Consider the following 12,213-nt stretch of genomic DNA (forward strand, 5'->3'; position numbering starts at 1 on the left):
TGCGGATCAGGCCGGGGCGATGACGGTGACGGTGCCGGCCGAGCCGCGCCACTTGAGCGCGCCGCCCTCGGCGAACAGGACGCCGCCGTTCGACGGCTTGGTGGTGGGCGGGGTGGTGGCGTTGCGGATGCCGACGACCCCGTCGCCGCCGCCGAACGATTCGGCACCGGCGACTCCGAACTGGGCGTTGTGCGCGGCGAGCGTCCCGCTGTTGAGGACCCGCACCTTGGCTGTGCCCGCCCGGTCGCGGAGCTCCACCAGACGGCTGTCGGGGTCCGTGTTGGCCTGCATCAGCAGACCGATCAGGGAGTCGCGCTGGGCGATCTCCACGCGGCCGCGGGGCGTGGCGCCGATCGGGACACCGATGCCCACCGCTCCTGAGCCCTTCACCACGAAGTCGTCCACGGCGTTGTTCCGCAGGGTGATGAGGTTGCCCTTGGTGGCCCCGGTGGTGTGGGTGACGAGAATGCCCTGGGCGGCGGTCCCGCCCGCCTTGTCCTCTTCGGCCCCGGTCGTCTCCAGGTAGATGGAGACCGCGGCTGCGCCCCCGTCCGAGGCGTCCCGGTAGCCGCGGTGCAGGATCTTGAGCGTGCCCCGGGCCTTCTCCGTGCCGGACAGGTACATCGCCGAATCGTCCGGGTTCTTGGAGTCGATGTTCAGAGCGACGCCGTTCCCGGCCACACCGTCCTGCAGCACGGTCAGCGCGTGCAGCTTCCAGGTCGTCGCCGTGGACGTCGTCCGGAAGGTCGACGTGGTGCCTGCCTCGGTCATGAAGTTGCGGGCCTTCACCTCGCCCGCGAAGACCACGTCCTCCTCCGCCTGGCTCCCCGTCTCGGCCGCCGACGCGGTTCCGGATCCCGCCGCCACCGTCACGGCCCCCGCCGTGAACGCCCCCAGGAACAGCCTTCGCGTGCTTGTCACGACGCCCCTCATCCCCACCCATGTGTTCGACAGAATGCACGGGCACGGTACGCGGTCGAGGGCGGCCCGCACCAGGGCCGTCGGGCAGGTCGGGCCGGCGGGGCTCCGTACCGCCGTTCGGGTGACCGGGGCGTGGTCGCCCGCCGGGTCACGCGGGGCTGAGCCAGTGCGGGTCCGGCACGACCGTGAGCACCGCGGAGATCAGCACGATCGCCGCCAGCACCCCCAGTTCGATCCTGGCGGGCGCCTGGGCGTCCTGGCCCCGGAGCATGCGCCGCCGGGCGGTCAGAGCGAGCACGCTCGCCACGCCGACCAGGGCGACCTTGGCCAGCAGGACCCTGCCGTACGCCGTGGCCAGGACGACGTCCAGGGGCAGGCGGCGCAGGGTCGAGAGGGTGCCGGTGACGACGAGGGCGGCGTAGAGGAAGGCCGCCGTCCGGGCGTAGCGGACGAGCACCTCGCGGCCGCCCCGCCGTATTCGCATGGTCCGCAGGACGTACAGCAGGGCGCCGAACCAGAGCGAGGCCGCCGTCAGGTGGACGACGGTGAGCGAGACACCGACCGCGGGGCTGTACGTCTCCGGGTGCGCGCGCAGCGCCTCGGCGCCGATCACGGCGGCGAGCGGGAGGAGCGCGAGCGCGGGGCGGCGGCCGGCGGCGCACAGGGCCGCGAGGGCGAAGGCGTTGGCCGTGACGAGGAGCAGCCGGCCCTCGCGCATGCCGTACACGGTGGTGAGGCCGAGGCCGCTGACGGCGGCGAGGAGCAGGAGGAGTGCGGCGGAGGCGGCGGCGCCGAGCAGCGCGGCGGGCACGGACCAGCGGCGCGGCAGCGGGCCGCGGCCGGCCAGCCGGACGCCGGCGAGTTCGCCGAGGTGGACCGCGAGGGCGGCCAGGACGAACATCCGCAGCAGCGTGGTGGTGCCGGCGGCGGGGATCGGGAGCTCTCCGGTGCCCGCCTGGGCGAATCCGGCGCCCAGCAGGGCGACGGTGAGGACGGCGAGCGCTCCGAGGACGGCCGCCGTCAGACGTATCGGGGTGCCTATGGGTCCGGGAGGCGTCACCGGACGATCGTCACCGAGGGCCGGACGGGCGGCAACTCACGTACGTACGCGCGAGCCGCCCGTCCCCGCCCGGTGGTCAGGCCTGCGTGGTGCCCTTGTCGAGGTGCGCCCAGAACTCGTCCCACGAGAGCTTGCCGTCGGCGTTGCCGTCGCGCTGGTTGATCAGCGCCTCGGCGACCGTCTCGGTGACGTGGAAGTCGCCCAGCTGCGCCATGACGCTCTTGTACTCGGCGGCGGTGATGAGGCCGTCCCCGTCCACGTCGAACCGCTCGAACGCCCTGCGTGCCGACTCGATGTCCGCCACTGTTTCCGCCCCTTCTCGATGCTGCGATGACGGGGCTCAGATTATCGGGCCGCCGGGTGGCGGATCATGGGGGTATGAGCAGCGATGTGGCGCGGATCCTGGCGGCGGCGGCGCGTGGGCGGTTCCCGGCGCCGGACGGAACGACGGTGGTGGTGCCGCAGCCGAACGGGCGGGACGCCGGGGTGCTGGCCTTCACGGCGCATTCGGTGGTCTTCACGGACGAGGACCCGGGATGGGTGCGGGCGGAGCTGGCGGCCGCGTCGGGCGACCCGCTGGCGGCCTCGATGAACCCGGGGTTCCTCGCGGCCCTGATGCGGCGGACGGGCCGGCACATGAACACGATCGATCTGCTGACGGTCGCTCCGGCGCTGCCGGGCGAGCCGGAGTTGGCGCTGCGGGAGATCGAGGATCCGGAGCATCCGCGGGTGGCACGGGCGATGAAGTTCCGTGACGACGTACGGGTGTGGGCGGCCGACGGCGGTGTGGTGATCCTCGGGCGGGGCGTGGCCGGGCGCTGGGAGGCGGCGATCGAGGTCGACGAGCGGGTGAGGCACCGCGGTCTGGGCCGGGCGCTGGCCATCGCCGCCCGCCATCTGACTCCGGACGAGGTGGTCTGGGCCCAGCAGTCACCGGGCAACGCCCGCAGCGTCCGCGTCTTCCAGGCGGCGGGCTACCGCCCGGTCGCCTCCGAGGCCCTGCTCATCGCCGGCTGACCGAGCGACCCCGTAGACCGCCCGGCGAGTGAGCCGGTGCCCCCTGGGCCTCTACGACCGCCCGGCGAGTGAGCCGAAGGGCGCGCCGGGGGAACAGGGTCGAGCGCGCACAGGTCGCGAGGAACGAGCGACCGAGCACGCACGGCCCTGTGAGCCCGGCACCCAGCGCCCGGAGGCGAACCGAGCCCTGGAATCAACGGAAGATTCCCGTGTGGCCGAGGGAGTAGCGGCCGGGCTGGGGGTAGACCGCCAGGCCGTGGGGGCCGCTGCCGACGGGGATGCGGGCGAGTTGGCGGCCGGTGGTGGTGTCGATGGCGTAGACCTCGGAGTCGTAGCGGCCGGAGAGCCACAGGACCTTGCCGTCGGCGGAGACGCCGCCCATGTCGGGGGAGCCGCCGTCGGGCAGCCACCATTTCTTGGTGAGTTTGTTCTGCGCGAAGTCGAAGACGGAGATGGATCCTTCGCCGCGGTTGGGTACGTACATCTCCTTGGAGTCGCGGGAGATGTAGAGGCCGTGGCAGCCCTTGCCGGTCGGCAGGAGGCTGGGGGTGGTGAATTTGTCGCCGTCGAGGACCCACATGCCGTGGGCCATCATGTCGGCGATGTAGAAGGTCTTGCCGTCGGGGGAGATCTTCACGTCCTGCGGCATCGCGCCTTCGAGGGGCAGTCTCTGCTGGCCGACGACCTCCATCTTCTCCGTGTCGACCTTGAGCAGTTCGCCGGAGAACTCGCAGGAGACGATGAAGTACCGTCCGTCGGCGGAGAAGTCGGCGTGGTTGACGCCGTAGCAGGTGACGGGGACGGTCTTCCTCCGTTCCATGGTGTGGGGGTCGCGGAAGACGAGTTCGCGGTCGAGGGAGGCCATGACGACGGCGTACTTGCCGTTGGGTGTGAAGTAGAGGTTGTACGGGTCGTGGACCTCGACCGGGTCGCCGGCGGCGCCGGTGGCGGGGTTGATCGGGGTGAGGGTGTGGCCGCGGTTGTTGTTCACCCAGAGGGTCTTCATGTCCCAGGAGGGCACGACGTGTTGGGGCTGGATGCCGACGGGGATGGTCTCGATGACCTGGTAGGTCGCCGGGTCGATGACCGAGACGGTGTTGGAGTTGGTGTTGGGGACGTAGACCCGGTGCGGGAAGTTCTTGACCACCGGGGAGAGGTTGTTCGGCCGGTCGGCGGCGTACACGTCCTTGGGGTCGAGGACCGGCGGCATGCCGGGCAGGCCGGGCGGGGCTGCGTTTTTCGTCGCGGCGGGGAGCGCGGCGGCTTCCTTGCGGGCTCCGCCCTGGGGGCCGGTGCCGGTGTCGGCGGTTCCGCAGCCGGCGAGCGCGGCGAGCAGCGCGGCGGCGAGGAGGCTCTTCGAACGCTTGGTGAGAGGCAGCATCAGGTCAGCAGCTCCGTGGTGGTCACCGCGCGCAGGCCGCGGCGGTCGAGGTCGGCGAGGAGGAGGGGCAGGGCGGCGACGGTGTCCGCGTAGCCGAAGTGGAGGCTCACGACTGATCCGTTGTGGATCCGCCGGGTGACGTTGGCGACGACGGCCGGGGCGCCGGGCGAGGTGAAGTCGAGGGAGTCGATGTCGTACGAGAGGACGTGCGGGTATCCGGCCCGCCGGGCCGCGCGCTGGACGGCGGGGGTGGCGTGCTGGGTGCGGGAGGGCCGGAACCAGGTGCCGATGGAGCCGGTGAGCCGGCGCAGCCGGGTGGCGCAGGCGCTGATCTCGGCGTACGCCTCGGTCTCGGTCATGGTCGTGGTGTCGAGGTGGCGCTGGGTGTGGTTGCCGAGGTCGTGGCCGCCGTCGAGGATGCGGCGGGCGAGTCGGGGGTGCTGGTCGAGCCAGCCGCCGACGGCGAGGACGGTGACCCGGGCGCCGGTCTCCTCGGCCTGGGTGAGGAGGGTGCGGGCGAGGGCGGGGTCGCCCTGGCCGTGGAAGGTGAGCGCGACGCGGGGGCGGTCGCGGGGGCCGTGCGCGATCTCGGCGGGGTGGCCGGGGAAGTGGCGCGGGGCGGGTGCGGCGGGCGCGGGGGCGGGCGGGGTGCGCCGGGGGCGGGGCTGTGTGCCGCAGGCGGTGGTGAGGGCTCCGGCGACGGCGGCGGCCGTGCCGGCTCGTAGTGCGGTGCGGCGGTCGGGCAGGGTCACCCGATCATTTAAAGGCCGGTATGCCCGAAAGATGGCGATTGAGCCATATCAGGACGTTTACCGAGCCGCGAGAGCCGTCTGGCATGCGGGGCGACCCGATGAAACAATCAGTGATGCCCATATCTATTCATGGTTTACAAGGCGGGTGCTCTAGGTCACCAACGATTCATTCGCAATGTGTCCCGTTATGGGGAAGTTTGCCCTTGTAGGAACTTTTGGTGACAAGGCCCCTTGTCTGCCATAGTCGGGGACACGACCCCCATTGACCCGGGCCAGGTCGTTCCAGCGGCCGTGGATACACCCCCCCCCGTCCACGGCGCTCCCCACAGAAGCCCCTCGGCGCCGCATCACGGCGGACGGGGGCTTCTGTGCGTACGGGCCGCTTTCAGCGGTGGGCCGCGCTCAGCGGTCGCAGACCCTCATCTCGAACCAGGTGGTCTTGCCGCGGGGCTGCAGGTCGACGCCCCAGCGGTCGGAGAGCTTGTCGACCAGGAAGAGCCCGCGGCCGCTGACGTCCATCTCGTGGACGGGCATCAGGCAGGGCAGTCCGCGCGAGGGGTCGCGCACCTCGATCCGGATGGAGCCGCGACGGCGCAGCATGCGCAGCGCGAAGACGCGCGCTCCGGTGTGGCGGACGGCGTTGCCGACGAGCTCGGAGACGAGGAGCACGGCGTGCTCGGCGAGCTGAGGGCTCAGCGCCCACTGGCGCAGGACGACGCACTGGGTGAGCCGGCGGGCGATGGCGGCGGATTCGGGCCGGGACGGCAGCCGCACATCGCCTTCGGCCGGATTGCCGTACAACTCCAGCGCCTCAAGGGCCTCTTCGTCCTCGGCGGCCGGTACCCACCGTGCGGCGGTCGCCCCGCCGTGCTGCTGCCGCGGCTGTTCCATACCTTCCAGGCCCGCCATGCCCCCATCATGGCCGCAGGGACGGGTTCGCGTGGCCGTTCCCCGGGAATCTGTCCCCCGGAATCGAGAATTCCGGGGGGATTCGACCGGCATGGGCGGGAAGGGGGGCGCCGGTCCGGGCCCCCGCCGCCGGGTCAGACGAACTTGGCCTTGCCCGGGCCCTCTTCGACGAAGCTGCGCATCCCGCGCTCCCGGTCCTCGGTCGCGAAGAGGCCCGCGAACCAGGTGCGCTCGATCGCCAGACCGGTGTCGATGTCGGCCTCCAGGCCCTGGTCGACCGACTCCTTGGCGGCGCGCAGCGCGAGCGCCGGGCCCTGGGCGAGCTTGGCGGCCCAGGTGTGCGCCTGCTCGTACACCTCGGCGGCCGGGACGACCCGGTCGACCAGACCGAGCGTCAGGGCCTCGTCGGCCCTGACCATCCGGCCGGTGAAGATGAGGTCCTTGGCCTTCGACGGGCCGATGAGACGGGAGAGGCGCTGGGTGCCGCCCGCGCCGGGGATCAGACCGAGCAGGATCTCGGGCTGGCCGAGCTTGGCGTTGTCGGCGGCGATCCGGTAGTCGGCGCACAGGGCAAGTTCGCAGCCGCCGCCGAGGGCGTAGCCGGTGATCGCGGCCACGACCGGCTTGGGGATGCGCGCGACGGCGGTGAAGGAGTCCTGGAGCGCGCGCGACCGCTTGACCATGGCCGCGTGGTCCATGACCTGCATCTCCTTGATGTCCGCGCCGGCCGCGAACACCTTCTCGCCGCCGTAGAGGATCACGGCCCGCACGTCGTCGCGGTCGGTCGCCTCCTCGGCGAGCTCGCGCAGCCGGTCCTGGGTGGCGATGTCGAGGGCGTTCATCGGAGGGCGGTCGAGACGGATGGTGCCGACGCCTTCGGCGACTTCGAGGTTCACAGTCATGTGAGGCAGGTTAGTGGCCGTTAACGAGAAGCGGCCCGGTGCCGTTTGTCACAGCACCGGGCCCGCTCTCAGTCGCGTACGACTACTTGATCCACTCCGACCAGTCCATGTTCCAGCCGTTGAGGCCGTTGTCCGGCTTGATCTGCTTGTCCTTGGAGTTCTTCACGATCACGACGTCGCCGATGAGCGAGCGGTCGTAGAACCAGGCCGCCGGGGTGGAGCTGTCGCCGGCGCCGCGCGCGTCGCGCAGACCGACACAGCCGTGGCTGACGTTGGCCGAGCCGAACGTCCCGGAGGAGGCCCAGTAGTTGCCGTGGATGAAGGTGCCCGAGGTGGACAGGCGCATGGCGTGCGGCACGTCCTTGATGTCGTACTCGCCGCCGAAGCCGACCGTGGCTCCGTTCATGCGGGTCACCTTGTACTTCTCGCTGATGACCATCTGACCGTTGTACGTGGTGGTCGACGGGGCGCCCGCGGTGATCGGGATCGTCTTGATGATCTTGCCGTCGCGCTCGACCTTCATCGTCTTGGCGCTGGCGTCCACGGTGGAGACCTGGCGGCGGCCGATGGTGAAGCTGACCTTCTTCTTCTGCTTGCCGTAGACGCCCGGACGGCCCTCGACGCCGTCCAGGTTCAGCTCCACGGTCACCTTGGTGCCCGCGGCCCAGTACTTCTCCGGGCGGAAGTCGAGGCGGTCGTTGCCGAACCAGTGGCCCTCGATCGGCACCGACGGCTCGGCCGTCACCTTGATGGCGTTCTCCACGGCCTCCGGGTCGGTGATGCCCCGGGTGAAGTTGATGGAGACCGGCATGCCGACGCCGACGGTGGAACCGTCCTCGGGCGTGTAGTGGCCGATGAAGGTGTTCTTCGGGACGAGGGTGGTGAAGGTGGTGTCCTTCGCCGACTCACGGCCCTCGGCGTCCTTCGCGATCGCGTGGACCTTGTACTGGGTGGCGGCGGCCAGGTGGCCGACGGGCTGCCAGCTCGTACCGTCCGGGGCGATCTTCCCCTCGACCTCGGTGCCCTTGGAGTCGGCGACCGTGACCGTGGTCAGCTTGCCCTGTTCCGCCGTCACCTTCAGCGCGCCGGAGGTGGCGACCGACTCGGCGCCGTCCTTCGGCGCGATCGTCACGACCGCCTGCGATGCCGCGGTCTCCTGCTTGCCGCCGCCGCTCCCCGCCGGATCCTGCCCGCCCTTGCCCCCGCCCGCCGGGTCCCCGCCCCCGCACGCCGTCAGGACGAGAAGCAGGGCGCCCACGGCCACGGCCTGCAGTCGGGCGGCCCCGCCACGTCGACCTCCCCGCCGCGTGGTCCCGACCGATGCCCCCGATATCGGCTGCCCGTTCACAATGGTTCGTCTCCCCTCGCACGGCCTGGCCACGCCACGCCCGCACCCCCGCGCGCGTCCTCCGCGCACACGGCGCTAGATAATCACACCGCAGGACACGAAAGTTCCACGTGAATGTCACTGTTCAGTCCCAGTTGTGCGCGGGCAGTGCAGGTCAGCGAGGGGATGACGGAGTCTCACCGCACGGCGGAACCGGCCTTCCACTGGTTCCACTCCATGTTCCAGCCCCCGAGGCCGTTGTCGGGAGCGACCTTTCGGTCACGGGAGTTGACCACTTCCACCACGTCGCCGATGAGCGTCCGGTCGAAGAACCAGCCGGCCGGGGAGTCGGCGCTGCCGCCCTTCACGTCGCGCAGACCGACACAGCCGTGGCTGACGTTGGCCGAGCCGAAGGTGTCCGCCGAGGCCCAGTAGTTGCCGTGCAGGAAGGTGCCGGACTCGGTGAGCCGCATGGCGTGCGGCACGTCCTTGATGTCGTACTCGCCACCGAAGCCGACCGTCCGGCCGTCCATCCGGGTCACGTCGTACAGCTCGGTGACCACCATCTTGCCGTTGTACGTCGTCGTCTTGGGCGCCCCGGCCGTGATCGGCAGGGTCGCGAGAAGCTCGCCGTCCCGGCGCACCTCCATGGTGTGCGCGGCCGCGTCGACGAGGGAGACCTGCGAGCGCCCGACGGTGAACCCGACCTTCTTGCTCTGGATGCCGTACACCCCGGGGGCGCCCTCGACATCGCGCAGCGCCAGCTCGACGGTCACCTTCGTGCCCGGCTTCCAGTACTCGGCGGGGCGGAAGTCGAGCCGCTCCTTGCCGAACCAGTGGCCGGCCACCTCCACCGGCGGGTCGGAGGTGACCGTGATGGCGCGCTCGACCGCCGCCCGGTTCTCGATGGGCCGGTTGAAGGCGAAGGAGACGATCATCCCGGTGCCGACCGTGGAGCGGTTCTCCGGCTTGAAGTAGCCGATGAAGCGGTGTTCGGGGACGGCCGTGGTGAAGGTGGTGTGCCGGGCGGAGCGCCGGCCGTGCGCGTCGAGCGCCACCGCGTCCACGCTGTACTTCGCGGCCGGCGCGAGCCGGACGCCCGCCCCGGGCCGCCAGCGCAGCCCGTCCGGGCTGATCGCTCCGGGCACCTCGGCCCGCTGGGCGTCCTCGACCCGGACGACCGTCACCCGTTCGAGCCGGCCGCTGTCCACCCTCACCTCGATCGGGCCGTCGGCCGGCACGGCCCGGCTGCCGTCCTCCGGGCTGATCCGGATGACATCGCCCGGCGCCCGGGCCTTGCCCGGCAGCGATACGCCGAGACCGCCGCCGTCGCCGGTCCCCGTGCAGCCCGCGAGCCCGACCACCAGTCCCGCCGCCGCCAGGGCGAGCACCGCACCGGCCCTCGGCCCCTTCTTCCGGGCCTTTCCGGGTTCCCGATCCGGACGACAGGCCCACACCCGCTTCAGTACGTGTTTCACGCCCGGCCCAACGACGGCCACCCTCCAGGGGAAACGTGCGTGCGGGTCATGTTGGGAGTGCGGCACTACGGGCAGAACAGGTGGGAGGACCATGTGCGGGAAGCCGCGGCCGGGACGCCGCGCTCCGGACAGCACGGGGCCCGACGAGCCGCGGGAGGCCGGACAGGTGTCGAGCGCAGCCGAGCAGGAGGCGGTACAGGAGGACGGGTCGCGGGAGGGTGAACGGTCCTCTCCGGTCGTGGAGCGGCCCTCCCCTGTCGTGGAACGGCGCGGACCGGCCGTGTGGCCGGGCGCGCCCACCCCGTTGGGGGCGCGCTGCCGCGTCGGCCCCGACGGGGTGGCGGGGACGAACTTCGCGCTGTGGGCCGGTGGAGCGGAGGCCGTCGAGCTCTGTCTCTTCGACGCCGACGGCGCCGAGAGACGGCTGCCGCTGAGCGAACTGACCCATGAGATCTGGCACGGCTTCGTGCCGGGGGTGGGGCCGGGGCAGCGGTACGGCTACCGGGTGCACGGCCGCTGGGACCCCTGGACCGGGGCCCGCTGGAATCCGGCCAAGCTGCTCCTCGATCCGTACGCGCGGGCGGTGGACGGCGACTTCGCGCTGCCCGCGGAGGTGTACGGGCACGTCCGGGACTGGCCGCAGCAGCATGTGGCGGACACGGTGCGGGACGACCGGGACTCGGCGCCGTTCGTGCCGAAGGGGGTGGTGGTCCACGACGACGACGACTGGTCCGACGACCGCCGGCCGAAGACCCCGTGGCCGGACTCGGTCATCTACGAGCTGCATGTGAAGGGCTTCACCCGGCTCCACCCCGGCATCCCGGAGAAGCTGCGCGGCACGTACGCGGGGCTGGCGCATCCGGCGGCCGTCGAGCATCTGGTAGGGCTGGGGGTGACGGCGGTCGAGCTGCTGCCGGTGCACCAGTTCGCGCACGAGGACCATCTGCTGCGGCGCGGGCTGCGCAACTACTGGGGCTACAACTCCATCGGCTATTTCGCCCCGCACGCGGGCTACTCCTCGTCCGGGACGGCGGGGCAGCAGGTCGGCGAGTTCAAGCGGATGGTGCGGGCGCTGCACGCCGCCGGGATCGAGGTCATCCTCGACGTGGTCTACAACCACACGGCGGAGGCGGGCGAGCTGGGGCCGACGCTCTCGCTGAAGGGCATCGACAACCGCGGCTACTACCGGCTCCAGCACGACGCCCGCCGGTACGCCGACTACACCGGCTGCGGCAACACCCTGCACGTCGTCCAGCCGCAGGTGCTGCGGCTGATCACCGACAGCCTGCGCTACTGGGTGACGGAGATGGGCGTCGACGGCTTCCGCTTCGACCTGGCGGCGGCGCTCGCCCGCTCGATGCACGACGTCGACATGCTCTCCCCCTTCCTCGCGGTCATCGCGCAGGACCCGGTGCTGCGGCGGGTCAAGCTGATCGCCGAGCCGTGGGACGTGGGCAACGGCGGCTACCAGGTCGGCGCGTTCCCGCCGCTGTGGACGGAGTGGAACGACCGCTACCGCGACGCCGTGCGCGACTTCTGGCGCGGCGCGCTGCCGGACGTACGGGATCTCGGCTACCGCCTGTCGGGCTCCAGCGACCTGTACGCCTGGGGTGGCCGGCGGCCGTACGCCTCGGTCAACTTCATCACCGCGCACGACGGCTTCACCCTGCGCGACCTGGTGACGTACGAACGGAAGCACAACGAGGCGAACGGCGAGGGCAACCGGGACGGCACCAACGACAACCGGTCCTGGAACTGCGGGGCCGAGGGCGAGACCGACGATCCGGAGGTCAACGCCCTGCGCCTGCGGCAACTGCGCAATCTGCTCACGACGCTGCTGCTGTCGACCGGGGTGCCGATGCTCGTCGCGGGCGACGAGATGGGGCGCACCCAGGGCGGCAACAACAACGCGTACTGCCAGGACGACGAGACGAGCTGGCTGGACTGGTCGCTGCCCGAGGACCCCGGTCGGCGCGGTCTGCTGGAACTGACCCGACGGCTCCTCGCGCTGCGCCACACCCACCCGGTGCTGCGCCGCCGGGCGTTCTTCTCCGGCCGTCCGCAGGGCGCGGACGGGCTGCGCGACCTGGCCTGGTTCACGGCGGACGGCGCGGAGATGACCGAAGGGGACTGGTACGCGCCCAGGGCGACGCTCGGCCTGTATCTGTCGGGCCGCGACATACCGGGCCGGGACGCGCGGGGCGGCCAGATCACCGACGACAGCTTCCTGGCGGTGCTGCACGCGGGGGCCGAGCCGGTGGAGTACCTGCTGCCGGGACCGCCGTGGGCGGAGTCGTACGAACTGGTCCTGGACACCGCCGAGGAGGACCAGACCCGGGCGCCGGGGACGGTGCACCGCGGCGGGGAGCGGGTGACGGTGGCGGCGCGGTCGGTGGTGCTGCTGCGGGTCGGGGGGTGAGGCGAGCCGACCGGTCCGGGGGGCGCGGGGGCCGGAAATCCACGTGA

At 71.7% G+C, this 12,213-nt stretch carries 11 protein-coding genes; 2 read left to right on the plus strand and 9 right to left on the minus strand.

Annotated elements, in window-relative coordinates; all coding sequences use genetic code 11:
• Positions 1-6: 6 nt before the first annotated feature.
• From ACIRB4_RS26615 to ACIRB4_RS26625, 3 genes are all read right to left on the minus strand, one after another.
• Positions 7-921, minus strand: a complete 915-nt coding sequence (locus ACIRB4_RS26615; RefSeq protein ID WP_403294694.1) for a hyaluronoglucosaminidase — start codon at positions 919-921, stop codon at positions 7-9.
• A gap of 148 nt (positions 922-1,069) precedes the next feature.
• Positions 1,070-1,981 carry a CopD family protein gene (locus tag ACIRB4_RS26620; protein WP_403294695.1) on the minus strand — a complete coding sequence of 304 codons (912 nt, stop codon included), beginning with the start codon at positions 1,979-1,981 and terminating at the stop codon, positions 1,070-1,072.
• A 76-nt stretch (positions 1,982-2,057) separates the two neighbouring features.
• Positions 2,058-2,285 (minus strand): EF-hand domain-containing protein, encoded by a 228-nt coding sequence (locus ACIRB4_RS26625; RefSeq protein WP_403294696.1) that lies wholly within the window; start codon positions 2,283-2,285, stop codon positions 2,058-2,060.
• A gap of 74 nt (positions 2,286-2,359) precedes the next feature.
• Between ACIRB4_RS26625 and ACIRB4_RS26630 the strand changes: the two genes are divergently transcribed.
• Complete coding sequence (locus tag ACIRB4_RS26630) at positions 2,360-2,998, plus strand: GNAT family N-acetyltransferase (protein ID WP_403294697.1); 639 nt, start codon at positions 2,360-2,362, stop codon at positions 2,996-2,998.
• 193 nt (positions 2,999-3,191) lie between these two features.
• Here ACIRB4_RS26630 and ACIRB4_RS26635 read toward each other — a convergent pair whose 3' ends face one another.
• The 6 genes from ACIRB4_RS26635 to ACIRB4_RS26660 all read right to left on the minus strand — a co-directional run bounded on the left by ACIRB4_RS26635 (position 3,192) and on the right by ACIRB4_RS26660 (position 9,660).
• Positions 3,192-4,379, minus strand: coding sequence for a YncE family protein (locus ACIRB4_RS26635; protein WP_403294698.1), 1,188 nt, complete (start codon positions 4,377-4,379; stop codon positions 3,192-3,194).
• Complete coding sequence (locus tag ACIRB4_RS26640; RefSeq protein WP_403294700.1) at positions 4,379-5,131, minus strand: polysaccharide deacetylase family protein; 753 nt, start codon at positions 5,129-5,131, stop codon at positions 4,379-4,381. The genes ACIRB4_RS26635 and ACIRB4_RS26640 overlap by 1 nt, the downstream gene beginning before the upstream one ends.
• Before the next feature lie 402 nt (positions 5,132-5,533).
• Complete coding sequence (locus tag ACIRB4_RS26645; RefSeq protein WP_403294701.1) at positions 5,534-6,040, minus strand: ATP-binding protein; 507 nt, start codon at positions 6,038-6,040, stop codon at positions 5,534-5,536.
• Between the two features lie 134 nt (positions 6,041-6,174).
• Positions 6,175-6,942 (minus strand): enoyl-CoA hydratase/isomerase family protein, encoded by a 768-nt coding sequence (locus tag ACIRB4_RS26650; RefSeq protein ID WP_403294702.1) that lies wholly within the window; start codon positions 6,940-6,942, stop codon positions 6,175-6,177.
• Positions 6,943-7,024: 82 nt separating this feature from the next.
• Positions 7,025-8,290 carry an Ig-like domain-containing protein gene (locus ACIRB4_RS26655; RefSeq protein ID WP_403294703.1) on the minus strand — a complete coding sequence of 422 codons (1,266 nt, stop codon included), beginning with the start codon at positions 8,288-8,290 and terminating at the stop codon, positions 7,025-7,027.
• Between the two features lie 176 nt (positions 8,291-8,466).
• On the minus strand, positions 8,467-9,660 hold the full coding sequence (locus ACIRB4_RS26660) for an Ig-like domain-containing protein (protein WP_403294704.1): 1,194 nt from the start codon (positions 9,658-9,660) through the stop codon (positions 8,467-8,469).
• A gap of 325 nt (positions 9,661-9,985) precedes the next feature.
• Between ACIRB4_RS26660 and glgX the strand changes: the two genes are divergently transcribed.
• Positions 9,986-12,166 (plus strand): glycogen debranching protein GlgX, encoded by a 2,181-nt coding sequence (glgX, locus tag ACIRB4_RS26665; RefSeq protein WP_403294727.1) that lies wholly within the window; start codon positions 9,986-9,988, stop codon positions 12,164-12,166.
• Positions 12,167-12,213: the final 47 nt, after the last annotated feature.

This window comes from Streptomyces sp. NPDC093600, from assembly GCF_044764755.1.
Taxonomy (GTDB): Bacteria; Actinomycetota; Actinomycetes; order Streptomycetales; family Streptomycetaceae; genus Streptomyces.

Excerpts from the sequence above, each read along its gene's own strand:
- ACIRB4_RS26645 (WP_403294701.1), bottom strand. The coding sequence starts at position 6,040 with ATGGCGGGCCTGGAAGGTATGGAACAGCCGCGGCAGCAGCACGGCGGG.
- ACIRB4_RS26630 (WP_403294697.1), top strand. The coding sequence starts at position 2,360 with ATGAGCAGCGATGTGGCGCGGATCCTGGCGGCGGCGGCGCGTGGGCGG.
- ACIRB4_RS26650 (WP_403294702.1), bottom strand. The coding sequence starts at position 6,942 with ATGACTGTGAACCTCGAAGTCGCCGAAGGCGTCGGCACCATCCGTCTC.
- ACIRB4_RS26635 (WP_403294698.1), bottom strand. The coding sequence starts at position 4,379 with ATGCTGCCTCTCACCAAGCGTTCGAAGAGCCTCCTCGCCGCCGCGCTG.